General features: G+C 72.0%; 25 protein-coding genes and 1 pseudogene. 18 read left to right on the top strand and 8 right to left on the bottom strand.

Features of this window, described 5'->3' with window-relative positions; genetic code table 11:
- Window positions 1–35: 35 nt before the first annotated feature.
- From FHX31_RS02305 to FHX31_RS02295, 3 genes are read left to right on the top strand one after another with little or no spacing between them, the layout of a single operon-like run.
- Window positions 36–857, top strand: a complete 822-nt coding sequence (locus FHX31_RS02305; protein WP_013288449.1) for a hypothetical protein — start codon at window positions 36–38, stop codon at window positions 855–857.
- Window positions 858–867: 10 nt separating this feature from the next.
- A complete protein-coding gene (locus FHX31_RS02300) occupies window positions 868–2,781 on the top strand; it encodes a fumarate reductase/succinate dehydrogenase flavoprotein subunit (RefSeq protein WP_013475225.1) in 1,914 nt (637 codons plus the stop codon).
- Window positions 2,781–3,887, top strand: a complete 1,107-nt coding sequence (locus FHX31_RS02295) for a succinate dehydrogenase/fumarate reductase iron-sulfur subunit (RefSeq protein ID WP_013288451.1) — start codon at window positions 2,781–2,783, stop codon at window positions 3,885–3,887. The genes FHX31_RS02300 and FHX31_RS02295 overlap by 1 nt, the downstream gene beginning before the upstream one ends.
- 107 nt (window positions 3,888–3,994) lie before the next feature.
- Here the strand turns inward: FHX31_RS02295 and FHX31_RS02290 are convergent, their stop codons facing one another.
- Window positions 3,995–4,381 (bottom strand): (deoxy)nucleoside triphosphate pyrophosphohydrolase, encoded by a 387-nt coding sequence (locus FHX31_RS02290; protein WP_013288452.1) that lies wholly within the window; start codon window positions 4,379–4,381, stop codon window positions 3,995–3,997.
- Window positions 4,382–4,619: 238 nt separating this feature from the next.
- Between FHX31_RS02290 and FHX31_RS02285 the strand changes: the two genes are divergently transcribed.
- From FHX31_RS02285 to FHX31_RS02265, 5 genes are all read left to right on the top strand, one after another.
- A complete protein-coding gene (locus FHX31_RS02285) occupies window positions 4,620–4,928 on the top strand; it encodes a 4a-hydroxytetrahydrobiopterin dehydratase (protein ID WP_013288453.1) in 309 nt (102 codons plus the stop codon).
- 32 nt (window positions 4,929–4,960) lie between these two features.
- Window positions 4,961–5,323 (top strand): PH domain-containing protein, encoded by a 363-nt coding sequence (locus FHX31_RS02280; protein ID WP_013288454.1) that lies wholly within the window; start codon window positions 4,961–4,963, stop codon window positions 5,321–5,323.
- Between the two features lie 22 nt (window positions 5,324–5,345).
- Complete coding sequence (locus FHX31_RS02275) at window positions 5,346–6,059, top strand: SanA/YdcF family protein (protein ID WP_184974875.1); 714 nt, start codon at window positions 5,346–5,348, stop codon at window positions 6,057–6,059.
- Window positions 6,060–6,266: 207 nt separating this feature from the next.
- A complete protein-coding gene (locus FHX31_RS02270) occupies window positions 6,267–6,998 on the top strand; it encodes a class I SAM-dependent methyltransferase (protein ID WP_030269469.1) in 732 nt (243 codons plus the stop codon).
- Window positions 6,999–7,085: 87 nt separating this feature from the next.
- Window positions 7,086–7,577, top strand: a complete 492-nt coding sequence (locus FHX31_RS02265; protein ID WP_123110037.1) for a GNAT family N-acetyltransferase — start codon at window positions 7,086–7,088, stop codon at window positions 7,575–7,577.
- 99 nt (window positions 7,578–7,676) lie between these two features.
- On the opposite strand, the gene FHX31_RS02260 is transcribed toward FHX31_RS02265, so the two are convergent.
- Entirely contained in the window at window positions 7,677–8,108 is a 432-nt protein-coding gene (locus FHX31_RS02260; RefSeq protein ID WP_145754085.1) for a hypothetical protein, read from the bottom strand.
- A gap of 111 nt (window positions 8,109–8,219) precedes the next feature.
- On the opposite strand from FHX31_RS02260, the gene FHX31_RS02255 reads away from it, so the two are divergent.
- From FHX31_RS02255 to FHX31_RS02245, 3 genes are read left to right on the top strand one after another with little or no spacing between them, the layout of a single operon-like run.
- Window positions 8,220–8,579, top strand: a complete 360-nt coding sequence (locus FHX31_RS02255; RefSeq protein WP_013288459.1) for a GntR family transcriptional regulator — start codon at window positions 8,220–8,222, stop codon at window positions 8,577–8,579.
- Window positions 8,576–9,454 (top strand): ATP-binding cassette domain-containing protein, encoded by an 879-nt coding sequence (locus FHX31_RS02250; protein WP_013288460.1) that lies wholly within the window; start codon window positions 8,576–8,578, stop codon window positions 9,452–9,454. The genes FHX31_RS02255 and FHX31_RS02250 overlap by 4 nt, the downstream gene beginning before the upstream one ends.
- On the top strand, window positions 9,451–10,146 hold the full coding sequence (locus FHX31_RS02245; protein WP_013288461.1) for a hypothetical protein: 696 nt from the start codon (window positions 9,451–9,453) through the stop codon (window positions 10,144–10,146). Before FHX31_RS02250 ends, FHX31_RS02245 begins: the two co-directional genes overlap by 4 nt.
- A gap of 91 nt (window positions 10,147–10,237) precedes the next feature.
- Here the strand turns inward: FHX31_RS02245 and FHX31_RS02240 are convergent, their stop codons facing one another.
- Entirely contained in the window at window positions 10,238–10,801 is a 564-nt protein-coding gene (locus FHX31_RS02240; protein ID WP_184974872.1) for a dihydrofolate reductase family protein, read from the bottom strand.
- Between the two features lie 301 nt (window positions 10,802–11,102).
- Here FHX31_RS02240 and FHX31_RS02235 point away from each other — a divergent pair, with 301 nt between their 5' ends.
- Window positions 11,103–11,762 carry an SDR family oxidoreductase gene (locus tag FHX31_RS02235; RefSeq protein ID WP_402881928.1) on the top strand — a complete coding sequence of 220 codons (660 nt, stop codon included), beginning with the start codon at window positions 11,103–11,105 and terminating at the stop codon, window positions 11,760–11,762.
- 20 nt (window positions 11,763–11,782) lie between these two features.
- On the opposite strand, the gene ychF is transcribed toward FHX31_RS02235, so the two are convergent.
- From ychF to FHX31_RS02220, 3 genes are read right to left on the bottom strand one after another with little or no spacing between them, the layout of a single operon-like run.
- On the bottom strand, window positions 11,783–12,868 hold the full coding sequence (ychF, locus tag FHX31_RS02230; RefSeq protein WP_013288480.1) for a redox-regulated ATPase YchF: 1,086 nt from the start codon (window positions 12,866–12,868) through the stop codon (window positions 11,783–11,785).
- A 58-nt stretch (window positions 12,869–12,926) separates the two neighbouring features.
- Window positions 12,927–13,673, bottom strand: coding sequence for a Type 1 glutamine amidotransferase-like domain-containing protein (locus FHX31_RS02225; RefSeq protein ID WP_184974869.1), 747 nt, complete (start codon window positions 13,671–13,673; stop codon window positions 12,927–12,929).
- A gap of 30 nt (window positions 13,674–13,703) precedes the next feature.
- Complete coding sequence (locus FHX31_RS02220) at window positions 13,704–14,216, bottom strand: MarR family winged helix-turn-helix transcriptional regulator (protein WP_013475216.1); 513 nt, start codon at window positions 14,214–14,216, stop codon at window positions 13,704–13,706.
- Here FHX31_RS02220 and FHX31_RS02215 point away from each other — a divergent pair.
- Window positions 14,125–15,129 (top strand): annotated as a pseudogene (locus FHX31_RS02215) (EamA family transporter); the annotation flags it as partial. The gene FHX31_RS02220 and the pseudogene FHX31_RS02215 sit on opposite strands and share 92 nt — an antisense overlap.
- Before the next feature lie 128 nt (window positions 15,130–15,257).
- Here FHX31_RS02215 and FHX31_RS32510 read toward each other — a convergent pair.
- Window positions 15,258–15,722: a hypothetical protein gene (locus tag FHX31_RS32510; protein WP_486481645.1), complete on the bottom strand. Its 465-nt coding sequence runs from the start codon at window positions 15,720–15,722 to the stop codon at window positions 15,258–15,260.
- Window positions 15,723–15,964: 242 nt separating this feature from the next.
- On the opposite strand from FHX31_RS32510, the gene FHX31_RS02210 reads away from it, so the two are divergent.
- From FHX31_RS02210 to valS, 5 genes are all read left to right on the top strand, one after another.
- Entirely contained in the window at window positions 15,965–17,416 is a 1,452-nt protein-coding gene (locus tag FHX31_RS02210; RefSeq protein ID WP_013288484.1) for an AlkA N-terminal domain-containing protein, read from the top strand.
- Complete coding sequence (locus FHX31_RS02205; protein ID WP_013288485.1) at window positions 17,413–17,925, top strand: methylated-DNA--[protein]-cysteine S-methyltransferase; 513 nt, start codon at window positions 17,413–17,415, stop codon at window positions 17,923–17,925. The genes FHX31_RS02210 and FHX31_RS02205 overlap by 4 nt, the downstream gene beginning before the upstream one ends.
- 37 nt (window positions 17,926–17,962) lie before the next feature.
- Complete coding sequence (locus tag FHX31_RS02200; RefSeq protein WP_091330820.1) at window positions 17,963–19,783, top strand: ABC transporter ATP-binding protein; 1,821 nt, start codon at window positions 17,963–17,965, stop codon at window positions 19,781–19,783.
- Between the two features lie 86 nt (window positions 19,784–19,869).
- Window positions 19,870–21,702, top strand: a complete 1,833-nt coding sequence (locus tag FHX31_RS02195; protein ID WP_221488280.1) for an ABC transporter ATP-binding protein — start codon at window positions 19,870–19,872, stop codon at window positions 21,700–21,702.
- A gap of 155 nt (window positions 21,703–21,857) precedes the next feature.
- A complete protein-coding gene (gene valS / locus FHX31_RS02190) occupies window positions 21,858–24,422 on the top strand; it encodes a valine--tRNA ligase (protein WP_184974863.1) in 2,565 nt (854 codons plus the stop codon).
- Between the two features lie 117 nt (window positions 24,423–24,539).
- Here the strand turns inward: valS and FHX31_RS02185 are convergent, their stop codons facing one another.
- On the bottom strand, window positions 24,540–24,965 hold the full coding sequence (locus tag FHX31_RS02185; RefSeq protein WP_013288489.1) for a hypothetical protein: 426 nt from the start codon (window positions 24,963–24,965) through the stop codon (window positions 24,540–24,542).
- Window positions 24,966–25,079: the final 114 nt, after the last annotated feature.

The following is a 25,079-nucleotide window of genomic DNA, read 5'->3' as shown; positions in this document are numbered from 1 at the left end:
CAGGACGTGACAGTGACGTCAGGGAGATGACTCAGATGACAACTACGTCGGCCAGGACGCCGAGACCGCAGCCGCGGGGAGGGCGGGCACGCGCCGCCATCGCGGCGAAGACGTTGCGGACCGACAGATGGTGGATCGCCCCGCTGATCACAGTGGTGGGGCTCAGCGCGTGGGTCATCTACGCGACGGTCCGGGTCTTCATGCACAAGTGGTACTGGGTGGAGCAGTACCACTACCTGACGCCGTTCTACTCCCCCTGCGTCACCGACCGCTGTGTCGAGGGCTCCTCGCACTTCGGCCAGTTCCTGCCCGGCTGGTGGATCATCCCGGACGCGGCGCTCACCCTGCCGTTCCTGCTGCTGTTCCGGCTGACCTGCTACTACTACCGCAAGGCGTACTACCGGTCGTTCTGGCTGTCGCCGCCGGCCTGCGCGGTGCCGGACGGGCACCAGTCGTACAGCGGCGAGACGCGGTTCCCGCTGCTCGGGCAGAACCTGCACCGCTACTTCTTCTACGCCGCCGCGATCATCTCGCTGATCAACACCTGGGACGCGATCCTGGCCTTCCACTCCCCCGAGGGCTTCGGCTTCGGCCTGGGCAACATCATCCTGATCGGCAACGTGGTGATGCTGTGGGCGTACACGATCTCCTGCCACTCCTGCCGGCACATCATCGGCGGGCGGCTCAAGCACTTCTCCAAGCACCCGATGCGCTACAAGGCGTGGACCGGGGTGTCCTGGTTGAACGTCCGGCACATGCAGCTCGCCTGGATCACCCTCGGCACCCTGGCACTCACCGACTTCTACGTGATGGCGGTCGCCGCCGGCTGGATCAACGACCTGCGGTTCATCAACTGAGAGCCTGGACATGACTGAGACGCGAATCGAACGACACCACTACGACGTCGTCGTGATCGGGGCCGGTGGCGCCGGCCTGCGCGCGGCGATCGAGGCCCGGCTGGCCGGCAAGAAGACCGCGATCATCTCGAAGTCGCTGTTCGGCAAGGCGCACACGGTGATGGCCGAGGGCGGCGCCGCCGCCGCGATGGGCAACGTGAACTCGCGCGACAACTGGCAGGTGCACTTCCGGGACACCATGCGCGGCGGCAAGTTCCTCAACAACTTCCGGATGGCCGAGCTGCACGCCAAGGAGGCGCCGCAGCGGATCTGGGAGCTGGAGACGTACGGCGCGCTGTTCGACCGCACCAAGGACGGGAAGATCTCGCAGCGCAACTTCGGCGGCCACGAGTACCCGCGCCTGGCGCACGTCGGCGACCGGACCGGCCTGGAGCTGATCCGTACGCTCCAGCAGAAGATCGTCTCGCTCCAGCAGGAGGACAAGCAGGAGTTCGGCAGCTACGACGCGCGGATCCGGGTCTTCTCCGAGACCACGATCACCGAGCTGCTGCTCGACGGCGACCGGGTCGCCGGGGCGTTCGGCTACTACCGCGAGTCCGGCGAGTTCGTCCTGTTCGAGGCGCCCGCGGTGGTCCTGGCCACCGGCGGCGTCGGACGCTCCTACAAGGTCACCTCGAACTCGTGGGAGTACACCGGCGACGGCCACGCGCTGGCGCTGCGCGCCGGGGCCACGCTGATCAACATGGAGTTCCTCCAGTTCCACCCGACCGGCATGGTCTGGCCGCCCTCGGTGAAGGGCATCCTGGTCACCGAGTCGGTACGCGGCGACGGCGGCGTGCTGAAGAACTCCGAGGGCAAGCGGTTCATGTTCGACTACGTGCCCGACGTGTTCCGCAAGCAGTACGCGGAGACCGAGGAGGAGGCGGACCGCTGGTACACCGACCCGGACAACAACAGGCGTCCGCCGGAGCTGCTGCCCCGCGACGAGGTCGCACGCGCGATCAACAGCGAGGTCAAGGAGGGCCGGGGTACGCCGGCCGGGGGCGTCTACCTGGACATCGCCTCCCGTAAGTCGGCCGAGGAGATCCGCCGCCGCCTCCCGTCGATGTACCACCAGTTCAAGGAACTGGCCGACGTCGACATCACCAAGGAGCCGATGGAGGTCGGCCCGACCTGTCACTACGTGATGGGCGGCGTCGAGGTGGACCCGGACTCCGGCGCGGCGTACGGCACCGTGCGCGGGCTCTACGCCGCCGGTGAGGTGTCCGGCGGCATGCACGGCTCCAACCGGCTCGGCGGCAACTCCCTGTCCGACCTGCTGGTCTTCGGCAAGCGCGCGGGCGGGCACGCGGCCACGTACACCGATCAGCTCACCACCCGCCCGGCGGTGTCGGTGGCGGCGGTGGAGGCCGCCGTGGAGACGGCGCTGGCGCCGTTGCAGCGGGACACCGGTGAGAGCCCGTACCAGCTCCAGCAGGACCTCCAGGTGGTGATGGGCGACCTGGTCGGCATCATCCGGCGCGAGGGTGAGCTGGCCGACGCGCTCGCCCGGCTGGCCGAGCTGCGGGAGCGGGTGGCGAAGGTCAGCGCGGTCGGCGGCCGGCGCTACAACCCGGGCTGGCACCTGGCGCTGGACCTGCGCAACATGCTCGTGGTCTCGGAGTGCACCGCGAAGGCGGCGCTGGAGCGGCAGGAGTCGCGCGGCGGGCACACCCGGGAGGACTACCCGGCGATGGACCCGAAGTGGCGGAGCGTCAACCTGGTCTGCTCGCTGGACGGCGACACGGTCCGGCTGACCCACAAGCCGCTGCCGAAGATGCGGCCGGAGCTGATCGGGCTGTTCGACCGGGCCGAGCTGGCCAAGTACCTGACCGACGAGGAACTCGCCGAGTTCGACGCCCTCACCGAGGAGGCGAACAACTGATGGGAAGTAAGCGCCAGTTCCGCATCTGGCGGGGCGACGAGACCGGCGGCGACCTGAAGGACTACACCGTCGAGGTGAACGAGGGCGAGGTGGTCCTCGACGTGATCCACCGGCTCCAGGCCACCGAGGCGCCGGACCTGGCGTGCCGGTGGAACTGCAAGGCCGGCAAGTGCGGCTCGTGCTCGATGGAGATCAACGGCAAGCCGCGGCTGGGCTGCATGACGCGGATGTCGACGTTCGAGGAGTCCGAGACCGTCACCGTCACCCCGCTGCGCACCTTCCCGGTGATCCGGGACCTGGTCACCGACGTCTCGTTCAACTACGAGAAGGCGCGGGAGACCCCGGCGTTCGCGCCGCCGGCCGACGTGGCGCCCGGCGACTACCGGATGCAGCAGGTCGACGTCGAGCGCTCGCAGGAGTTCCGCAAGTGCATCGAGTGCTTCCTGTGCCAGAACGTCTGCCACGTGATCCGTGACCACGAGGAGAACAAGCCGGCGTTCTCCGGTCCCCGGTTCTTCATCCGGGCGGCCGAGCTGGACATGCACCCGCTCGACGCGCGCACCGACCGCCGGGAGTACGCGCAGTCGGACATGGGACTCGGCTTCTGCAACATCACCAAGTGCTGCACCGAGGTCTGCCCCGAGCACATCAAGATCACCGACAACGGGATCATCCCCATGAAGGAACGGGTCGTCGACCGCAGGTACGATCCCCTTGTGTGGCTCGGTAACAAGATCTTCCGGAGGGGTCAGGTGCCTCAGACCAGCGCGACCAGCGGGCATTCGAGCGGTGCCGTCACGTCCGGAGGGGCGCAGGGCGGGGCGCACGCGCACGGCGGCGGTTCGCACGCCGGCGGGGTGCACTCGCACGCGGGCGGCTCGCACGACAGCGCCGCCGAGCGTCAGGCCCAGCAGGGCGTCAACTGGCACCGCGAGGTGCCGCACCCGACCGCCCCGGCGGTGGACGCCAACGGCAGGCTGCCGCTGACCGAACTGACGTTCAACAAGGCCGCCGCGCCGTCGCCGTTCGGTGACGACGTGACGTTCCCGCTGCCGCCGGAGCACCTCAACTTCGCTCACCCGCAGCAGGACGAGCCGAAGCACTGAACAGCAGCGCGACGATGACGGGGGCCGGCGGCACGAGCCGCGGGCCCTCGTCCCGTTTCCGGCCGGCTGTCCGGTTCACCGGACGGCCCGGCTCGCGCCGCCGTCGTTCAGGGGGCGTCGAGCAGCGGGCGCAGCGCGGCCACGATCGGCACGTCGGCCGGCAGCCAGTCGACGCTGTCCAGCTCGGCGGCGGAGAGCCAGCGCAGCTCGGCGTGCTCCAGGGCCTCGGGCTCGTCGCCGTGCAGCAGGCGGGCAGCGTAGACGCGCAGCACGGACCGGCCGTGCGCCATCCGTACGTCCCGGCCGACACGCGCGCCGACGGCCACCCGTACGCCCAGCTCCTCGGCACACTCCCGGGCCAGCGCGTCGGTCTCGGCCTCGCCCGGCTCGACCTTTCCGCCCGGGAACTCCCATCGCCCCGCCACCTCGGGGGGCGCGGAGCGCTCGCATGCCAGCACCCGGCCACCCTCGATGATCGCCGCCCCGACGACCACCCTCGGCTCCCGCCGGTCGGCCTGCCCGCTTCCGCTAACCCGTTCGGTCCGCACGGGCCACCAGCGTGCCAGATCAATCGGCGGTTTGGGTAGCTGCGTCGGCCGTCAGGTCAGCAGAACACGGAAGTGTGGGCGTGGACACACCATCTGAGCGGCGAGAGACTAGAGGGCGTCGACTGGGACACGGGATGGCGACGATTTGGCCACAAGCCGGCAACGACGCCTGGGAGGTGCGGTGATGCGCGTGCTGTTCAGCGGCCGGGCGAAGCACGACTACCTCAGCGACGCGCTAGCCCTGCTGTCCGGATGGACGCGCGAGGGCGAACAGATCCGCCGCACGATCGTCCTCGACGACACCCAGCACGCCGCGCTCACCGAGCGGGTGGCGGTGGTCGCCGACGCGCTGCGGCTGCGCCCCGAGATCAGCCGCCGGGCCGACCGTACCCAGATCAGACTCGGGCACGACGACGGCGAGCCACTCACCGAGGGTGAGGTTCTGCTCGCGGCGCGCATCGAGGACGCGGTCCGCGCGGTCACCGAGCCCTGATCGGCTGGCACGCCCCGCCTACCCTCGGGTGCATGTCTGGCCCCACGTACGACCGCAAGGAACAGTTCCAGCAGATCCAGAGCGGGTTGCTGCCCGGTGAGCAGATCATCGCCGTCTACGACGCGGTCGGCACCGGCACCGGCTTCATCGGCCTGACCGACCGGCGGGTGATCATCCAGGACCGCTCCTTCGTCGGCAAGCGGTACGCGATCACCAGCATCCCGTACTCGAAGATCACCAGCGTGAGCGTGGTGAGCAACAAGTCCTGGGGTGGTTCGTTCTTCTCCACCGGGTCCATCGCGGTGCACGTCGGCACGCACACCTACGAGGTCGAGTTCCGGGGCGCGCAGAAGAGCCACCACGTGCACAACGTGATCCTGCACCACATCTCCTGACCCGCCTGGCACAATCGCCGCCATGCGGGGGCTGAGGGCGCGATGGCGGGCCTGGCGGGGCGAGCATCGGCGGGCCGTACGCCTGCTCCGCCGCCTCCTGGTGCTCGCCACCGCCGCCGTGATGCTGCTCGGCGCCGCCACGGTCGCCAGCGCGACCTGGGTCCGCGGCGCCGCCGAGGGCCGCCTGTTCGACGCCGCGGACGTGCCGGAGACAGCGGTGGCCCTGGTGCTGGGCACCAAGGTGGAGCCGGACGGCACGCCGGCGCCGTTCCTCGCCGCCCGGCTGGAGATCGCCCGCCAGTTGTACGCCTCCGGCAAGGTCCAGGTGCTCCTGCTCTCCGGCGACCACATGGACTGGGACTACGACGAGCCGGACGCGATGCGGCGCTGGCTCGTCGAGCGTGGCGTCCCGGCGGAGAAGACGGTGCTGGACCACGCCGGATTCGACACGTACGACTCGTGCGTCCGCGCGCACCGCGTCTTCGGGGTCCGGCGGGCCACAGTGGTCACCCAGTCGTTCCACCTGCCGCGCGCGGTGGCGCTCTGCCGGGACGCCGGCATCGAGGCCGTCGGCGTCGGCGACGACACCGCCCGCCGGTACGCCGACCAGTGGCGGATCAGCTCCACCCGGGAGTACGGCGCGTGCGTGAAGGCCGCCGTGGACGTGCTCACCGGGCGTGACCCGGTGCACCTCGGCCGCCGGGAGACCGGAGTGGACGACGCGCTGCGGGCTTAATCGGGTTGTCTGCTCGGCACGGCTGCTGATCTGCTGAACCCCTCGAAGCCGACCGGAGGGAGCACCGCCATGCCGAACGCTGCGAAGCCCAGCCGACCCGTCGTCACCTCATCCGAATCGAGGCTTCGTCTTGTCGTACCCCATTCCGGCGGAGGTCACTGACCTCTCGCCGCGTCGCGTCCCTTCCGCCCGGCGGGAGGGCGCGTGATGTCCGTCTTCGACGATCCCGGCCTGTTCGGCCGGCTCTGGGCCGCCACCTACGACGGCCCCGGCAATCCCGACCCGGCCCCGGCCGTCGACTTCCTCGCGCCGCTGGCCGAGGGCGGCCCGGTGCTCGAACTGGCTGTGGGCACCGGCCGGGTGGCCCTGCCGCTGGCCGCCCGCGGCCTCGCCGTGGAGGGTGTCGAGGCGTCCCCGGAGATGGTCGCGCACCTGCGCGCCAAGCCGGGCGGCGCGGACATGCCCGTCACCATCGGCGACATGTCGGACGTCCCGGTCGCCGGGCCGTACCGTCTGGTCTTCCTGGTGTTCAACACGCTGTTCAACCTGGTCTCGGAGGAGCGCCAGGCGGCGTGCTTCCGCAACGTCGCCCGGGTGCTCGCGCCCGGCGGGGCGTTCGTCATCGAGACCTTCGTGCCCGACCCGGCGGACTTCGACCGGGACGAGCAGGTCCAGGTGCGGGAGGTGACCGAGGACTCGGCCACCATCCGCCTGCACCGGTACGACCGGGCGGCGCAGACGTTCGTGCGGCAGACCGTCACCTTCGACGCCTCCGGCGTGCACCTGAAGCCGTTCGCCATGCGGTACGCCTGGCCGGAACAGATCGACGAACTGGCGGAGCGGGCCGGGCTGCGGCTCACCGAGCGGTACGCCGACTGGGACCGGACGCCGTTCGAGGCGGACAGCCGCGCGCACATCTCCGTCTACCGGCGGCGGTAGCGCTCACGCCGAGGGGCCGGGCATCACGTCCCGGCCTCTCGGCGCGCGACTACGCTGACGACCGCCGGGCCCGGACAGGAGAGGCCGATGACAGTCTCAGTCGCCGCCATGGACGACTCGCACGCCGGCGCCGTGCTGGAGATCTACCGCCTCGGCATCGCCGAGGGGAACGCCACGTTCGAGACCGAGCCGCCGGACTGGACGCGGTTCACCGCCACACGGCTGCCCGGCCACCGCTGGGTGGCGCTCGACGAGAACGGCGACGTGCTCGGCTGGGTGGCCTGCTCGGCGGTCTCCGACCGCTGCGTCTACGCCGGGGTGGTCGAGCACTCCGTCTACGTGCACCCGAAGGGGCGGGGTCGCGGGGTCGGCCGAGCACTGCTGGACGCGCTGATCGCCTCCACCGAGGCGGCCGGGATCTGGACCATCCAGTCCGGCGTGTTCCCGGAGAACACCGCGAGCCTCGCGCTGCACGCGACGTGCGGCTTCCGCGTCGTCGGCACCCGCGAGCGGGTAGGCCGTCACCACGGCACCTGGCGAGACGTGACCTTGATCGAACGCCGCAGCCCTAGGATCTGACCCCCCTTCCCTCCTCCCGCGCCCTCGCCCCGGTGATCAAGGAGTTTGTGTCCGGTCGGCGCGTTCCGGGTGACGTAAACCCCTTGATCACCGGGTTGGTCAGGTGCCGACCAGGTGGCGGCGTACCAGGGCGTCCCGCTCCAGGATCAGGTCGACCATCTGCCAGAACTCGGCGAGCCGGGGATGGGTCAGGCCCTCCTCGCGGCTGAGCTTGCGGCCGAAGATCGGGCTGTCCCCCGCGACCTCACCACCGTTGACGAGCGTCGCGGCCGGCCCCGGCGAGCCGGCCACCGGCCCGACCCGGCAGCCGAAGGTGACGTGGTCGTCGAAGTCGTCGCGGCCCCAGCTGCCCAGGATCGCGTCGATCCAGACCTCGTGCACGCCGTCGTGGTGGTAGCAGCTCGCGAAGTAGACGGCCGCCGTCGCGTCGTCGGTGCGGATGTGGGCCCAGGTCCGCTCTGCGGCGGTGTCGCAACAGCCGCAGACGAACTCCCGTACCTGGCGCGTACTCTCGTCGATCCTCAGTTCCACGGCGCGAACCCTAGCGAGCCCGCGTGCCGCCGCGCGTACCCGAAGGCACTTGACGGTTCCGGCGCCCAGGTGCGACGGTTAGTTACATGAGTAATGAACCGAAGAACCGGGATGGATGACGGGCGGCCGATCTTCGTCCAGATCGCGGAGCTGATCGAAAACTCGATCATCGACGGGACGCTCGCGGAGGAGACCCAGGTGCCGTCGACGAACGAGCTGGCGGCGTTCCACCGGATCAACGCGGCGACCGCCGCCAAGGGGATCAACCGCCTGGTCGATGACGGGATTCTCTACAAACGCAGGGGGATCGGAATGTTCGTGGCAACGGGGGCCGTCGAAACACTCCGGGAACGCCGCCGGCGCGAGTTCTCCGACCAGTACGTGCGGCCCCTCATCGAGGAGGCACGCAAGTTGGGCATCGGCACCGAGGAGCTGAAGAAGCTCATCGAGACAGGGGAGGAACAGCGATGAGCGTCGTGGCGGCAGCCGGCCTCACGAAGCGGTTCGGTGAGGTGACCGCTCTCGACGACGTCACCTTCACGTTGACGGGCAACAAGATCTACGGCCTCCTCGGACGCAACGGCGCCGGCAAGACGACGCTGATGCAGCTGATCACCGGCCAGAACAACGGCATCAGCGGGGACCTCACGCTCTTCGGCGAGCGCCCGTACGAGAACGAGCGGGCACTGTCGCGGGTGGTCTTCATCAAGGAGAGCCAGACGTACCCCACGACCTACCAGGTCCGGCACGTCCTGAGCCTGGCCAGGCGGCTGTTCCCCAACTGGGACGAGGACTTCGCGCAGTCCCTCGTGGACGACTTCGACCTGCCGCGCAAGCGCAACGTGCGCAAGCTGTCCCGCGGCATGCTGTCCGCGCTGGGCGTGACGATCGGACTGGCCGCACGGGCGCCGCTGACCTTCTTCGACGAGCCGTACCTCGGTCTCGACGCGGTCGCCCGGCAGCTCTTCTACGACCGGCTCCTCGCCGACTACGCCGAGAATCCGCGCACTGTCGTGCTCTCCACACACCTCATCGACGAGGTGGCCGACCTGATCGAGCACGTGCTGCTGCTCGACCGCGGCAAGCTGCTGCTCGACGCGCCCAGCGACGAGTTGCGCGGCGAGGTGATGGAGGCGTCCGGCCCGGCCGGGGCGGTGGACGAGTTCGCCGCCGCACACCGGGTGCTGCACCGCGGGCAGCTCGGCGGCGCGGTCCGCGCGTCGCTGCGCGGGTCGTTCGACAACGCCGAACGGATGCGCGCCAGGAAGCTCGGCATCGACCTGGCACCGTTGTCGCTCCAGCAGGCCGTGGTGCGCCTGACGACGGAAAGGACGAACACCCGATGACCCGCATCCTCGACGTCGCCCGGATGCACACCATCGCCCGGGTCGGCCAGCTGGACTGGCCGTGGGGCATCATGGCCATCTCGCTCGGCGTCAACCTGCTGATCTTCGCCTCGGTCGACGAGGCGGCGCCGGGCAAGAACACCACAGGCGGTCTGCTCAGCCTCTACATCGTCTGCGCGATCATCGCCGCCGCCTCGATCAGCCAGGTGTTCCCGTTCGCGCTCGGCATGGGCGTCACCCGGCGCACCTTCTACCTCGCCACAGTGCTCGTCAACGTGGTGCAGGCGGTCGTCTACGGCGTCCTGCTCTACCTGCTCAACCTGATCGAGGGCGCCACCGGCGGCTTCGGGATCGAGCTCCGGTTCTTCCGGATCCCGTACATCGACGTCGACAACGGGCTGTTGCAGATCGCCGTCTACGCGGTGCCGTTCCTGTTCCTGAACTTCCTCTCCGTCTTCGTATCCGTCTGGTACGTCCGGTTCGGCATGAACGGCCTGCTCGGCGCCGGTGCGGCGCTGATCCTGGTGACCGGCCTGCTCGTCGCGTTGATCACCTGGCAGGGCTGGTTCGGCGCCATCTGGCAGTGGCTGAGCAGCCAGCACCAGATCAGCCTGCTGGTGGGATGGCCCGCCCTGGTGGCGGCGGCGGCCGCGCTCGGGGGTATGGCGGCCATCCGCCGGGCCAACGCCTGACGGTTACGCACACGGCGACCGCCGGTCCGCAGGACGCGGGCCGGCGGTCGTTTGCGCATCGGTTGTCGACCTGCACTGGTGGAGCGTCACCTCAGCGCCTGGTCTCGTACCTCGTCAGGAGCACACCGGCCGGGAACGTCCGGGTCTCCACCAGGGCCAGGTTCACCCAGTTGTCCAGGGCCGTGAAGAACGGCTTGCCGTCACCCACCAGAACCGGGTGGGTGACGAGCACGTACTCGTCGATCAGCCCGCCCCGCATGGCCGCAGCGGCGAGTGTGGCGCCGCCGATGTCCATCGGACCGCCGTCCTCGGCCTTGAGCCGGGTGATCTCGGTGACCGCGTCGCCGGTGACCAGGCGGGTGTTCCAGTCGACCGGCCTGGTCGTCGAGGAGAACACCACCTTCGGCATGTCCCGCCAGCGGCCGGCGAACTCGACCTGGGCCGGTGTGACGCCCGGCTGCTGGTCGGCGGTCGGCCAGTGGGAGCTCATCGCCTCCCACAGTCGCCGCCCGTAGAGCGCCGTGCCTGTCGCCCCCACCCGGTCGGACCACCACTGGAACAACTCGTCGCTCGGCGCACCCCAGCCGAGGTCGTCGCCGGGCGCGGCGACGTAGCCGTCCAGGCTCACGTTCATGCCGAAGGTCAGTTTGCGCATCGTGCCAGCCTCCCGTGGGTCGGTACTCGGCGTACAGACCAGCACGGCGCCGGGAAGACATCGGTCAGGCCACACCGAGGGCCGGCCCACGGGTGTTCCCGCGTCCGGGTGCGGGACCATGACCCCGTGGACGAGGAGACTGCGGGAGCGCCGTCGCGGTGCATCGCCGGCACTGCTGTGGTGGCCGGGTAATTCCGATGACGGCCTTCGGGCGGGCAGCAAGGATGGTGCGTCGAGGGGGTGCGACCACGAAATGCCTCTTACGGACGGCAGGGACCAACAGCATCGACCCGTCGCCCTGGTGACCGGTGCCGGCCGCAGCGCCGGCATCGCTGCATCGGTGGTGGTGACGCTGGCTCGGACCGGCTGGGATGTCGGCTTCACCTACTGGACCCCGTACGACGAGCGGATGCCCTGGGGAGCCGATCCCGAGGCCATGACGCAGCTCAGCGGCCAGGCCGCCGAGCATGGGGCAAGAACTGTCGCAGTCGAGGCGAACCTCGCTGATCCTCACACCACGGCTGACATCTTCGAGGCCGTGGAGCGAGAGCTGGGCTCGGTCGGCGCGCTCGTCCTCGCCCACTGCGAGAGCGTGAAATCAGGCCTGCTCGACACCAGCATCGAGAGCTTCGACCGTCACTTCGCGGTCAACACCCGGGCGAGCTGGCTCCTGATCCGCGAGTACGCCCGACGGTTCCGAGGGTCACATGGCACGGGACGCATCGTCAGCCTCACCAGTGACGCTACCGTCGGCAACCTTCCCTACGGAGCCAGCAAAGGCGCTCTCGATCGGATCACCCTGGCCGCTGCTCAAGAACTGGCCCACCTCGGCGTGACCGCCAAGCCGCTCGGTCGCCTCGGACGCCCGCGGGATTGTGCGAACCTCGTCGCGTTCCTGTGCTCACCCGACGGGGGCTGGATCAACGGCCAACTGTTACGCAGCGACGGCGGCATCTCCTGACCTGTGACAACAGACCGAACTCAGACGTTGAAGCGGAACTCCACCACGTCGCCGTCCTGCATGACGTACTCCTTGCCCTCGATCCGGACCTTGCCGGCGGCCTTGGCCGCCGCCATCGATCCGGCCTCGACCAGGTCGTTGTAGGAGACCACCTCGGCCTTGATGAAGCCGCGCTGGAAGTCGCTGTGGATCACCCCGGCGGCCTCCGGCGCGGTCGCGCCGACCGGGACGGTCCAGGCCCGCGCCTCCTTGGGGCCGGCCGTCAGGTACGTCTGGAGCCCGAGCGTCCGGAAGCCCACCCGGACGAGCTGGTTCAGGCCGGGCTCGGACTGCCCGATCGACTCCAGCAGCTCGCGGGCCTCGTCCTCGGGCAGGTCCACCAGCTCGGACTCGATCTTGGCGTCCATGAAGATCGCCTCGGCGGGGGCGACCAGGCCGCGCAGCTCGTCGAGGAACTCGTCGTTGCCCAGCTCGGCCTCGTCGACGTTGAAGACGTAGAGGAACGGCTTGGTGGTGAGCAGATGCAGCTCACGCAGGTGTTCCAGCTCGACCTTCGCGGCGGCGGCGCCCGCGTACAGCGTCACGCCGTTGTCGAGGACCTCGACCGCCTTCTTCGCTGCCTCGACCGCGGCGGCCCGGTCCTTGCGGAGCTTGGCCTCCTTCTCCAGCCGGGGAAGCGCCTTCTCCAGCGTCTGGATGTCCGCGAGGATCAGCTCGGTGTTGATCGTCTCGATGTCGTCGGCCGGGGAGACCTTGCCGTCGACGTGCACCACGTTCGGGTCGGAGAAGGCGCGCACCACCTGGCAGATCGCCGAGGCGTCCCGGATGTTGGCGAGGAACGCGTTGCCCCGGCCCTGCCCCTTGGAGGCACCCCGGACCAGGCCGGCGATGTCGACGAACGAGACCGGCGCCGGCAGCACCTTCTGCGAGGAGAAGATCTCGGCCAGCTTGGCCAGCCGCTCGTCGGGCAGCCCGACCACGCCGACGTTCGGCTCGATGGTGGCGAACGGGTAGTTCGCGGCGAGCACGTCGTTCTTGGTCAGCGCGTTGAACAGGGTGCTCTTGCCCACGTTGGGCAGGCCGACGATGCCGATGGTGAGACTCACGACGAACCAGCTTACGCGCTTCGCCGGCCGCGCCGGGCAGGCAGGTCCGCGAAGCCTGTCACTCCGGCTCGGCGGACAGCAGGCGCGGCTCGATCCGGGTCTCCCGGGCGGTGCCGTCCTCGGCGCGGACCAGCTCGTACGCGGCCACGCCGGGACGGTCCGCCACCGCCTCGGCCAGCCGGGTGGCCCGGTAGATCAGCCCCACGCCGTCGTCGGTGCAGTGGCTCGCCGGCAGCGTGCCGTCGGCGACCAGCCGGTGCATCAGCGGGCGGCGCTGCTCCTCGCTGTCGTAGTGCACGCCGTTGCCGTACGGGAGCCAGCCCAGCCCTTCGGTGAAGGGCCGCAGCGTCGGACCGTAGCTGTCGGTGGCGCCGCCGGTGTGCCAGCAGATCGAGCCGGCGGAGACCCCGCCGAGCACCACTCCGGCCTGCCAGCACTCGTGCAGGATCTCCGGCAGGCCGTGCACCCGCCAGACCGCGCAGAGGTTCGCCACGCTGCCGCCGCCGACCCAGATGACGTCCTGCGCGAGCAGGTGCGCCCGGATGTCCTCGACGTTGGGCATCGGGTAGAGCGCCAGGTGGGAGGCGCGGAACCGGGTGCCGGCGAAGGCGCCGTAGAAGACGGTGAACCCGGTCGGCTGGTCGCCGGTGGCCTGGCCGAGGTAGCAGACGCGGGGCGCGTCACCGGCCCCGGCAAGTTCGGCCATCAGGTCGAACAGGGCGCTGGGCCGCGCGTCCCAGGGGCCACGGCGACGGCTGGCGAAACCCATGCTGGTGGCGACGATCGTCGGTTCGGTGGCGGGCATGGGCGTCCTTCCGGGCGGTGACGGTGCCGATCATTGTGCCGGATCCGCGGGCCCGGCCTCGGCCGCCGCGAGCAACGCGCGCAGCAGGTCGGCCAGCCGGTCCTGGTCGGCGGGCGGAAGCGCGTCGAGGATCCGCCGCTGCACCGCGAGCCCGGCCTCGGCCGACTCCTCCACCACCCGGCGGCCGGTGTCGGTGAGCGTGACCCGCAGCGCCCGCCGGTCGGCCGGGTCCGGGGAGCGCCGCACCAGGCCCGCCCGTTCGAGGCGATCGAGCCGCCCGGTCATGCCGCCGGAGGTGAGCATCAGCGAGGCGGCGAGCGCCTTCGGCGCCAGCGTGTACGGCGAGCCGGAGCGCCGCAGCGCGGCCAGCACGTCGAACTCGCCCCGGCCGATGCCCCAGCCCGCGTACACCTTCTCCTGGCCGTCGCCGACCAGCCGGGCCAGCCGGTAGATGCGGCCGAACACGGCCATCGGCTCGGGCCGCATACCTGGTCGTTCCCGCCGCCACTGCTCGACGATCGCGTCCACCTCGTCGCCTGTCACGGCTGCCGATTGTGCCGCACGTCCCACTTCCCCTTTTCGCTCGGGCCTGATTAGCTTAGCGCTAAGATACTTAGAGCCGAGAGAGGCCGACATGAACCGCCGCTGGACCGACGTCGCGCTCACCGCCGCCGCCCCGATCACCTGGGGGACCACCTACCTGGTCACCGCCGAACTCCTTCCCCCGGACCGGCCGCTCTGGGCCGGGGCGATCCGCGCCCTCCCGGCCGGTCTGCTGCTGCTCGCCCTGACCCGCCGACGACCACGCGGTCTCTGGTGGGGGCGAGCCGCAGTGCTCGGCGCGCTGAACATCGGGGTGTTCTTCCCGCTGCTGTTCCTCGCCGCGTACCGGCTGCCCGGCGGCACCGCCGCCGTCCTCGGCGCCGCGCAGCCACTGCTGGTGGCGGTGCTGACAGTCGCGCTGCTCCGTGACCGCCCCACCCGGCCGGCGCTGGTCGCCGCCGCGGTCGCCCCGCTCGGCGTCGCCCTCGTGGTGCTGCGCCCAGGTGCCGGCCTCGACCCGCTCGGCGTCACCGCCGGACTGGCCGGCGCCGTGGCGATGGCCGCCGGACTTGTGCTTACCCGCCGCTGGGGCCGGCCGCCCGGAACGGGCGTCCTCGCCGCGACGAGCTGGCAGCTCGTCGCCGGTGGCCTGATGATCGTGCCGGTCGCCGCCGCCGTCGAGGGCGCGCCGCCCGTGCCCGACGGGCCGGCCCTTCTCGGGTACGCGTGGCTCGGGCTGGCCGGCACCGCGCTGGCGTACGTGCTGTGGTTCCGGGGCGCGGCGCGACTGCCGGTGTCCCGCGTGTCGGTGCTCGGCGCGCTGAGCCCGCTCACCGCGGCGGCACTCGGCTGGGTGGTGCTCGGTGAGGCGCTGGACCCGGTCCAGCTCACCGGTTTCGCGGTGGCCGTGGCGGCGATGGTGCTCGCGCAGATGCCGGGTCGATCGCCGCGCCCGCAGCCGGGCGGCGGCGCGGACAGCCCGACGACGACGCCGGCCGACCTTCGGGCAGGCGGCGGGACGGCGGCGCGGTGGCGGCGCGGTCAGCCGGCCCGCAGCCGACGCCAGTCTTCCGGCCACGCCTCGGCGGTGACGCCCTCGGGCAGCACACCGGCCGGCAACTGCGCCGCGGCCGCGAGCGGCAGCGTGAACCGGTGCGCGGCGGCGGGACCGGCCGCGTACGACCGGTCGAGCAGCCACCGCACCTCGTCGGCGGTCCAGCCCAGGCCGGAGCGCGCGGCGATCTCGCGGACCAGCCGCAGGCCGACCCGGGTGTCGTCGTCGTAGAAGCGCATGCACCAGTGGTGGGCCCACATGCCGAGCGCGCGCAGCCCGTCCGGGTCGAGGGAGCCGGCCAGCCGCCCGCAGGCGGTGTTCGCGAAGGGGCGACCGGGGTCACCGGCCCGATCACGCTCGATCGCGCCGTACGCGGCCGGCGCCACCACCCGCATCCGCTCGTAGAAGCCCTCCACCACCGCGGCGTCCAACGGTGCTCGCCCCGATCGCATCAGCGGACACCCCGCCCGGCCACGCTCGCCATGCCCCGCACCTCTTCTTGAGTTGGTGGCGGGACGCTACCGACCACTTACGACACTTTCTCGGGTCCGCCGGTCATGATCCACGCCACCTCGCCGATGTGGCGGTGTCCCGGGGCTCGGGATACCGCCACTTCCCCGGGCGGGCGCGACTGCCGCACGTCATGTCTGAATCCCGCCAGCCGAGCGTCGGAGCTGCGAGGCAGGATCGTGGCATGGAACTGGACTTCGAGCGGTGCTACCGAGCCGTCGACAGCCGCGACCCGCGGTTCGACGGCTGGTTCTACACCGGCGTGACGTCGACCGGGATCTACTGCCGGCCGTCCTGTCCGGCGATGACGCCCAAGCGGCAGAACGTCCGGTTCTTCCCGTCCGCCGCCGCCGCGCAGGGGGCCGGGCTGCGGGCGTGCCGCCGGTGCCGGCCGGACGCGGCACCGGGCTCGCCCCAGTGGGACGTCCGGGCCGACCTGGTCGGTCGCGCCATGCGGCTGATCGCCGACGGCGTGGTGGACCGGGACGGGGTGCCCGGGCTGGCCACCCGGCTGGGCTACACCGAGCGGCACCTGCACCGGATGCTCCGGGCCGAGCTGGGCGCCGGCCCGCTGGCGCTGGCCCGGGCCCAGCGCGCACAGACCGCCCGGATCCTGATCGAGACCACCGGCCTCGGCCTGGCCGAGGTGGCCTTCGCCGCCGGGTTCGGCAGCGTCCGGCAGTTCAACGACACGGTCCGCGAGGTCTACGGCGGCACGCCGTCCGAGCTGCGGGCCGGCCGACGTGGCCCGGCGGCGACCACCGGGGCGGGCACGCTCTCGCTACGGCTGGCGTACCGGCCCCCGCTGCACGCGGGCGCGCTGCTGGACTTCCTCGCGCTGCGCGCGCTACCCGGCGTCGAGGTGGTCCGCGACGGCACCTACCACCGAGGGCTGCGACTGCCGCACGGGCCCGCCACGGTGGCGCTGGCCCCTGCCGACGGCCACATCGACGCGACGCTGCGGCTGGCCGACATGCGTGACCTGGCCCCCGCGGTGGCCCGCTGCCGCCGTCTGCTCGACCTGGACGCCGACCCGGTAGCGGTGGACGCCACACTGGCCGCCGACCCGGCGCTGGCCCCGGCCGTCGCGGCCGAGCCCGGCGTCCGGCTGCCGCACGCGGTCGACGGTTTCGAGCTGGCCGTCCGCGCCGTCGCCACCCAGCAGGTCTCGCTGGCCTCGGCGCGGACCACGCTCACCCGCCTGCTCTCCGCCACCCGGGCAGCGAGCGGGGCGGGTGCCGACGACCCGGCGGACGGCCTGGTGGCGTTCCCCGGTCCGGCGGAGGTGCTCGCGGCACCGGACACGGCGTTCCGGATGCCGGCGGCCCGCCGGGAGACGCTCCGTGCGCTGGCCCGCGCGGTCGCCGACGGCGAACTCGACCTGGAACCCGGAGGCGACCGGGAGGAGGCGGTCCGGCTCCTGGCCGCGGTGCCCGGTATCGGCCCGTGGACCACCGGCTACCTGGCCATGCGCGCACTCGGCGACCCGGATGTCGCGCTCACCACCGACCTGGGCGTACGCCGTGGCGCAGCGGCGCTCGGCCTGTCCGACGACCCGAAGACCCTGTCCGCGTACGCCGACCGCTGGCGCCCCTGGCGGTCGTACGCGACCATCCGACTCTGGAGAGCAGCATGAGCACTGTGGACAGCACCGTCATCGACACCCCCGCCGGCCCGTTGAGCGTGCTCGCCGGCCCGACCGGGGCGGTACGCGCGGCGGGCTTCACCGCCGACCCGGCGGCCCTGCTGCCGTTGATCCACCCGAGCCTGCGCGGCGAGCTGCGGGAACGGGCCGACCTCGGTCCGGTGACCGCCGCCGTGCGGGCCTACCTGGACGGTGAACTCACCGCGATCGACGCGGTAGCGGTGGAGCAGCACACCGGCGGCGCATTCCTGACGCACGCCTGGCAGGTGCTGCGCGACGTGAAGCCCGGCGACCCGGTCACCTACACCGGCTTCGCCGCGCTGGCCGGGCGACCGGCGGCGATCCGGGCCGCCGCGGCGGCCTGCGCACGCAACGCCGCCGCGCTGTTCGTGCCCTGCCACCGGGTGCTGCGCACCGACGGCTCGCTCGGCGGATACCGCTGGGGCCTGGACGTGAAGAAGTGGCTTCTCGGGCATGAGGGACGGGTGACGGCTAGCTGACAGCCGGACTGTCACCCCCGGCGGCTACCGTCGGGTAGTGCCCGCGTCCAGCGACGGCAACCCCGCGGCGCATTCCGGCGCCCGGTCCCAGCCGCTGCGCAACCTCTGGCGGCTGCGGCCCTACCTGCGCCCGTACGCGACGGAGTTCGCCTGGCTGCTGGTCGCGGCGCTTGCCGCCACCGCGGCGAGCCTGGCCGTTCCGCTCGTGGTGCAGCGGGTGGTCGACGGGCCGGTGGCCCGGCACGACGAGGCCGGGCTGCTCCGGCTCGGCGCCCTCGCGCTGCTGCTCGGCGTGGCCGAGGCGGTCCTCATCTTCATCCGCCGCTGGACGCAGTCGTCGTCCTCGGTGGGCATGGAGGCCGCCATCCGCGCCGACATCTACGCCCACCTGCAACGGCTTCCGGCCGGCTTCCACGACCGCTGGCAGTCCGGCCAGTTGTTGTCCCGGATCACCAGCGACCTCTCGGTGATCCGGCGGTTCCTCTCCTTCGGGCTGCTGTTCCTGGTCCTCAACCTGGTCACCTACGCGGCGGTGGTGGCGCTGCTGATCCGGCTGCACCAGTGGCTGGGGCTGCTGGTCGCGGCGAGCGCCGTACCGCTGTTCCTGATCAGCCGCCGCTTCGCGCGCCACTACCACGCGGCGTCCCGGCGCATGCAGGACCAGCAGGGCGACGTCGCCACGCTGGTCGAGGAGACCGCGCTGGGGTTGCGCACCATGCGGGCGTACGGGCGTGGGCCGGAACTGGCGGCCCGGTTCGCCGTCGGCGCGCGCCGGCTGCACGACACCGGGATCGGCAAGGCCCGGCTGCTGGCCCGTACCTCCGCGTTGTTCGATCTGGTGCCCAACCTGACCCTCGGCGCGGTCCTGGTGGCCGGCGCCGCGGCGGTCGCCGACGGCGCGCTGTCCATCGGGGAGCTGGTCGCGTTCGTCAGTCTCCAGCTCATGCTGATCTGGCCGGTGCAGTCGCTGGGCTGGATCATCGCCAACGGCCAGGAGGCCGCGACCGCCGCCGACCGGATCCAGGAGGTCCTGGACACGCCGCCGACCATCGTGGACGCACCGCACGCCCGGCCGCTCGACCGGGGCGAGGTGCGCGGCCGGCTCCGCTTCGAGGGGGTCGGCTTCCGCTACCCCGGCACGTCCGCGCCGGTGCTGCGCGATCTGGACCTGACAGTGGAGCCGGGCGAGACGATGGCGCTCGTCGGCGCCACCGGCTGCGGCAAGAGCACGCTGCTGTCGCTCGTCCCCCGGCTGCACGAGGTCACCCGCGGCCGGATCACGCTCGACGGGTACGACGTGCGTGACCTGCGGCTGGAGTCGTTGCGGCGGCTGGTCGCCGTCGCGTTCGAGGAGCCGACGCTGTTCTCCATGTCGGTCTGGGAGAACCTCACACTGGGCCGCCCGGACGCGAGCGAGGACGAGGTCCGGGCCGCGCTGACGCTGGCCCAGGCGGAGTTCGCGTACGAGCTGCCCTGGGGGCTTTCGACCCGGGTCGGTGAGCAGGGGCTGTCGCTGTCCGGCGGGCAGCGGCAGCGTCTCGCGCTGGCGCGTGCGGTGCTCGGCCGGCCCGCGGTGCTGGTGCTCGACGACCCGCTCTCCGCACTCGACGTGCACACCGAGGCGCTCGTCGAGGCGGCCCTGCGCCGCGTGCTGCGGGACACCGCCACCACGACCCTGCTGGTGGCGCACCGCCCCTCGACCGTGGCACTGGCGGACCGGGTGGCGTTGCTCGACGACGGCCGGATCGTCGCCGTCGGCACCCACTCGGAGCTGCTGGCCCGCGTACCCGCCTACCGGGCGGTGCTGTCCGCCGAGCCGGAGCGCCGGAGCGACGGCGTCGGCCTGGTGCGCTCGTGACCGGCCGCGCGCCGCGGGTGCCCCGGCCCCGCGACGCGCCGAACGGTAACGGGACGACCGGCGCGCGCCACGGCGACGGTGAAGACCTGTCCCGCTGGCGAGGGCGGGCCACCGATCCGGACGCCGACCGCAGCCGGGCCGAGGACTCGTCCCCGGAGGCGGTGACCCGGCTGCGTGCCCGCAGCCGGCTGCTGCTGCGCCGGCTGCTGCGCCCGCACCGGCGGGCCCTCGGGCTGGCGGTGGCGTTGCTGCTGGCCCAGAACGCCGCCGCGATGTCCGGGCCGTACCTGGTCATGCTCGGCATCGACAGGGGTATCGAGCCGCTGCGGGCCGGCGATCCCGGCCCGCTGATCGCTGTCGCCGCCGCGTTCGTGGTCGCCACCGCTGTCGAGTACGCGGCCCGGCGCGCGTTCCTCACCCTCGCCGCCCGGATCGGCCAGGCCGTCCTGCTGGACCTGCGCCGCCGGGTGTACGGGCACTTCCTCCGCCTCGACGTCGGGTTCCACGAGCGCTACACGTCCGGGCGGATGGTGTCCCGGCTGACCAGCGACCTGGAGTCGATCGCCGAGCTGGTCGACGGCGGCATCGACAAGCTGGTGATGGCCGGGCTCTCAGTGCTGTCGGTGGCGGGCATCCTGCTCTGGCTGGACCTGCCACTGGCGGCGGTGACGCTGCTCGCGTTCCCGTTCCTGTTCGTGCTGTCGCGCTGGTTCGCCCGCGCTTCGGCCGGGGCGTACCGGCGCACCCGGGAGGCGGTGGCGCTGGTCATCGTGCACTTCGTCGAGTCGCTGCGCGGCATCCGGGCCGTCCAGGCGTACCGGCGGGAGGATCGCAACGACCGCATCTTCGCCACTGTGAACGACGACTACCGGCGCTCCAGCCTGCGCGCGTTCCGGCTGATCGCGATCTACTCGCCGGGCATCCGGTTGATCGGCAACCTGACCGCTGCGGTGGTGCTCGGGTACGGCGGCTGGCGGGTGCTGGGCGGCGGCGTGGAGGTGGGCGTGCTCGCCGCGTTCCTGCTCTACCTGCGCCGGTTCTTCGAGCCGATGGAGGAGCTGAGCCAGTTCTACAACTCGCTCCAGTCGGCGACCGCCGCGCTGGAGAAGCTGGCCGGCGTGCTGGACGAGCGCCCGGCGGTGGCCGAACCGGCGCGGCCGGTGCCGCTGCCCGCCGGGCCGCCGCGCGGGGCCGTCACCTTCCGCGCCGTCGACTTCGGCTACCGCCGCCGGGCGCCGATCCTGTCCGGCCTGGACCTGACCGTGCCGCCCGGGCAGACAGTGGCGTTGATCGGGCCGACCGGCGCCGGGAAGTCCACTGTCGCGAAGCTGGTGGCCCGCTTCCACGACCCGGATGCGGGCGTGATCCGGCTGGACGGGGTGGACCTGCGCGACCTCGCAGACGCCGAGCTGCGCCGGGCGGTGGTGCTGGTGACCCAGGAGACGCACCTGTTCAGCGGTTCCGTGGCCGACAACATCAGGTTCGGCCGCCCCGACGCCGACGACGAGGCGGTGGTCGCGGCCGCGCGGGCGATCGGCGCACACGACTTCATCGCCGCGCTGCCCGACGGGTACGCCACCGACGTGCACCGGCGCGGCGGTCGGCTCTCCGCCGGGCAGCGGCAGCTCGTCGCGTTCGCCCGGGCGTTCCTCGCCGATCCCCGGGTGCTGATCCTCGACGAGGCGACCTCGTCGCTCGACGTGCCGACCGAGCGGCTGGTGCAGCGGGCCCTGCACAGCGTGCTGCGCGACCGTACCGCCCTGGTGATCGCCCACCGGCTCTCCACGGTGGAGACAGCGGACCGGGTGCTGGTGCTCGACGACGGCCGGATCGTGGAGGACGGCCCGCCGGCCGAGCTGATCGCCGCCGACGGCCGCTACGCCGCCCTGCACCGCCAGTGGCGCGACTCCCTCCTCTAGCCCCTCTCCCCTCCACCCTTCGTCGATCTTGCACTTGCGGCCCGAGGGATGCCCGATCAGTGGCTTGTGCCGGGGCGGCAAGTGCAAGATCGACGAGGACGCGCGGGGTGGGGAAAGTCGTGGAGTGCGGCGGGGTGGCTGCCTACCATCGGCTGATGACCGACACGACGATCAGCCCTCGCGGCGGCGTCCCCGAGCGTCCGAGCCTGGACGGCCTCGAGGAGACCTGGGCCCGCCGCTGGCAGGAGGACGGCACGTACGCGTTCGACCGCACGAAGGAGCGGTCGGACGTATACGCGATCGACACTCCCCCGCCGACCGTGTCGGGCGAGCTGCACATGGGTCACGTCTTCTCGTACACGCACACCGACACGGTGGCCCGGTTCCAGCGGATGCGCGGGCGCACCGTCTTCTACCCGATGGGCTGGGACGACAACGGGCTGCCCACCGAACGCCGGGTGCAGAACGTGTACGGCGTGCGTCCCGACCCGTCGTTGCCGTACGACAAGGACTGGCGCCCGCCGGCCGCACCGGTGGACGACGCGGCCCGGAAGAACCCGACAGCGATCTCCCGGCGCAACTTCATCGAGCTGTGCGAGCTGCTCACTGTGGAGGACGAGAAGGCGTTCGAGGCGCTGTGGCGGCGGCTCGGGCTGTCGGTGGACTGGTCGCTGACGTACACCACGATCGGGTCGGCGGCCCGCGCGGCGAGCCAGCGCGCGTTCCTGCGCAACCTGGCGCGGGGCGAGGCGTACCAGGCCGAGGCGCCGACTCTGTGGGACGTCGGGTACGGCACCGCCGTCGCGCAGGCGGAACTGGAGGACCGGGAGCGGCCCGGCGCGTACCACCGGCTGCGGTTCACCGGGCCGGACGGCCGCGAGGTGCTGATCGACACCACCCGGCCGGAGCTGCTGCCGGCGTGCGTGGCGCTCGTCTGCCACCCCGACGACGAGCGGTACGCGAACCTGGTCGGCGCGGCTGCGCGTACCCCTGTGTTCGGGGTCGAGGTGCCGGTGCGCGCGCACCCGCTGGCGGACCCGGCCAAGGGCACGGGCATCGCGATGGTCTGCACGTTCGGTGACCTGACCGACGTGACCTGGTGGCGGGAACTGCGGCTGGACACCCGCGTGGTGATCGGCCGGGACGGACGCCTGCTGCCGGAGCCGCCGGCCGGCGTGCCGGCGGAGCCCTACGCGGCACTGGCCGGGCAGACCGTGAACGGCGCCCGGCGGACGCTCGTGGAGCTGCTCGCCGACGCGGGCGACCTGGTCGGCGAGCCGCGGCCGATCACCCACCCGGTGAAGTTCTACGAGCGCGGCGACCGGCCGCTGGAGATCGTCTCGACCCGGCAGTGGTATCTGCGCAACGGCGGCCGGGACGCCGGCCTGCGCGAGGAGCTGCTGGCCCGGGGGCGGGAACTGCGCTGGGTGCCGGAGCACATGCGGCACCGCTACGAGCACTGGGTGGGCGGTCTCACCGGTGACTGGCTGGTCAGCCGGCAGCGGTTCTTCGGCGTGCCGGTGCCGGTGTGGTACCGGCTCGACGACGCTGGCGAGCCGGACTGGTCCCACCCTCTCACACCGGACGAGGCGATGCTCCCGATCGATCCGACGAGCGAGCCGCCGCCCGGATACGAGGAGACGCAGCGCGGCGAGCCGGGCGGTTTCACAGGCGACCCGGACGTGCTGGACACCTGGGCCACCTCGTCGCTGACCCCGCAGATCGTCGGCGGCTGGGAGACCGACCCGGACCTGTTCGCCCGGGTCTTCCCGATGGACCTGCGCCCGCAGGGGCACGACATCATCCGGACCTGGCTGTTCGCCACTGTGGCCCGGTCCCACCTGGAACACGGCGCGCTGCCGTGGCACACAGCTGTGCTCTCCGGCTGGATCCTCGACCCGGACCGCAAGAAGATGTCGAAGTCCAAGGGCAACGTGGTCACGCCGATGGCGCTGCTGGAGCGCAACGGGTCCGACGCGGTCCGCTACTGGGCCGCCAACGGCAAGCCGGGCATGGACCTCGCCTTCGACCCGGCCCAGGTCAAGGTGGGCCGCCGGCTGGCCACCAAGCTGCTCAACGCGTCGCGGTTCGCGCTCGGGCTGGGCGCCGCCGACGCGCTGCGGGCCGCGGCGACCCAACCGCTGGACACCGCGATGCTCGCCGAACTGTCCGGCGTGGTCGCGACCGCGACCACCGCCTTCGACGGGTACGACCACACGGCCGCCCTGATGGCCACCGAGGCGTTCTTCTGGCGGTTCTGCGACGACTACATCGAGTTGGTGAAGGAGCGCGCCTACGGCACCGGGCCGGCCGCCGACTCGGCCCGGGCGGCGCTGGCGACCGCGCTGTCGGTGCAGTTGCGCCTGTTCGCGCCGGTGCTGCCGTTCGTGACCGAGGAGGTCTGGTCGTGGTGGCGGTACGGGTCGGTGCACCGCTCACCGTGGCCGACCACGTACGAGGTGGGCCGCGCCATGGAGGCGCCGGGTGACCCGGAGCTGCTGCGGCTGGCCGCTGACGCGCTGGGTCAGGTGCGCCGCGCCAAGTCGGAACGGAAGCTGTCGATGAAGGCGGACGTGCCGCTGGCCGAGGCGCTCGGACCGGCGGCGGTGCTCGACCAGCTCGGGACCGTCGCCGACGACCTGCGCGCGGCGGGCCGGATCGCGAAGCTGGACCTGCTGCCGGACCGCACCACGGAACTGGTCATCGCCTGCGCGTTCTGAACCGCCGCACGGCGGCCGGATGTAAGGAAGGGCCCCTTCTTAACGCCTGGCGTTGTAGAAGGGGCCCTTCTTAACTCCCCGGAGGCCGACCGGGCCGGCCCCTCGGCGGTGCATGCCTCACTCGGCCGCGCAGGCCGCCTTGAGCTTGTCCCGGGCGGTGGTCAGATCCGCCTTGCTCGGCGCCTTGCCCGGCGCCTTGGCCCAGGTGTCGGCGAGGTCGGTCATGGCGGTGGCGACCCCCTTCACCGCGGCGTTCACCTCGTCGCTGCTGGTGAAGGCGTGCGTGTAGAGCGTGGCCGCGCCCGCCGAGTACTGGGCGCTGACCGCCGAGTGGCCGGCCGGCGGGCCGATCTTCTCCGCCTCGGCCACCTCCTTCAGGGCGGCCGTGATGTCCTTCTCCGCCGTCGCGCAGGTCTTCCGGGTGGCCTCGTCGAGGCCCGCCGGCGCCGGGGTCACCGGCGGCACGGAGGTGGCGGCGGGGGCGGAGGGCGCCGCCGGCCCGGCCGAGGGCTTGTCGTCATCGCAGCCGGACATGACGATCATCGCGACCGCGGCCGGAGCCAGCAGGGCGAGGCGAGCTGAACGCAAGGTGTTCTCCCCGTGTCGGTGTGCGTAGCCGCCGCAAACTAACAGACCGGACACGGCAGGGCAGAACCC

The sequence above is a fragment of the Micromonospora sp. CNZ286 genome (assembly GCF_014207755.1).
This window is presented reverse-complemented; position numbering and strand designations above follow the sequence as displayed.

What these genes read in the sequence shown, in the direction of transcription:
- FHX31_RS02305 (WP_013288449.1), top strand. Translation starts at nt 36, where the DNA reads ATGACAACTACGTCGGCCAGGACGCCGAGACCGCAGCCGCGGGGAGGG.
- valS (WP_184974863.1), top strand. Translation starts at nt 21,858, where the DNA reads ATGACCGACACGACGATCAGCCCTCGCGGCGGCGTCCCCGAGCGTCCG.
- FHX31_RS02205 (WP_013288485.1), top strand. Translation starts at nt 17,413, where the DNA reads ATGAGCACTGTGGACAGCACCGTCATCGACACCCCCGCCGGCCCGTTG.
- FHX31_RS02265 (WP_123110037.1), top strand. Translation starts at nt 7,086, where the DNA reads ATGACAGTCTCAGTCGCCGCCATGGACGACTCGCACGCCGGCGCCGTG.
- FHX31_RS02245 (WP_013288461.1), top strand. Translation starts at nt 9,451, where the DNA reads ATGACCCGCATCCTCGACGTCGCCCGGATGCACACCATCGCCCGGGTC.
- FHX31_RS02300 (WP_013475225.1), top strand. Translation starts at nt 868, where the DNA reads ATGACTGAGACGCGAATCGAACGACACCACTACGACGTCGTCGTGATC.
- FHX31_RS02185 (WP_013288489.1), bottom strand. Translation starts at nt 24,965, where the DNA reads ATGATCGTCATGTCCGGCTGCGATGACGACAAGCCCTCGGCCGGGCCG.
- FHX31_RS02210 (WP_013288484.1), top strand. Translation starts at nt 15,965, where the DNA reads ATGGAACTGGACTTCGAGCGGTGCTACCGAGCCGTCGACAGCCGCGAC.
- FHX31_RS02285 (WP_013288453.1), top strand. Translation starts at nt 4,620, where the DNA reads ATGCGCGTGCTGTTCAGCGGCCGGGCGAAGCACGACTACCTCAGCGAC.
- FHX31_RS02255 (WP_013288459.1), top strand. Translation starts at nt 8,220, where the DNA reads ATGGATGACGGGCGGCCGATCTTCGTCCAGATCGCGGAGCTGATCGAA.
- FHX31_RS02275 (WP_184974875.1), top strand. Translation starts at nt 5,346, where the DNA reads ATGCGGGGGCTGAGGGCGCGATGGCGGGCCTGGCGGGGCGAGCATCGG.
- FHX31_RS02280 (WP_013288454.1), top strand. Translation starts at nt 4,961, where the DNA reads ATGTCTGGCCCCACGTACGACCGCAAGGAACAGTTCCAGCAGATCCAG.
- FHX31_RS02240 (WP_184974872.1), bottom strand. Translation starts at nt 10,801, where the DNA reads ATGCGCAAACTGACCTTCGGCATGAACGTGAGCCTGGACGGCTACGTC.
- FHX31_RS02250 (WP_013288460.1), top strand. Translation starts at nt 8,576, where the DNA reads ATGAGCGTCGTGGCGGCAGCCGGCCTCACGAAGCGGTTCGGTGAGGTG.
- FHX31_RS02225 (WP_184974869.1), bottom strand. Translation starts at nt 13,673, where the DNA reads ATGCCCGCCACCGAACCGACGATCGTCGCCACCAGCATGGGTTTCGCC.
- FHX31_RS32510 (WP_486481645.1), bottom strand. Translation starts at nt 15,722, where the DNA reads ATGCGATCGGGGCGAGCACCGTTGGACGCCGCGGTGGTGGAGGGCTTC.
- FHX31_RS02295 (WP_013288451.1), top strand. Translation starts at nt 2,781, where the DNA reads ATGGGAAGTAAGCGCCAGTTCCGCATCTGGCGGGGCGACGAGACCGGC.
- FHX31_RS02270 (WP_030269469.1), top strand. Translation starts at nt 6,267, where the DNA reads ATGTCCGTCTTCGACGATCCCGGCCTGTTCGGCCGGCTCTGGGCCGCC.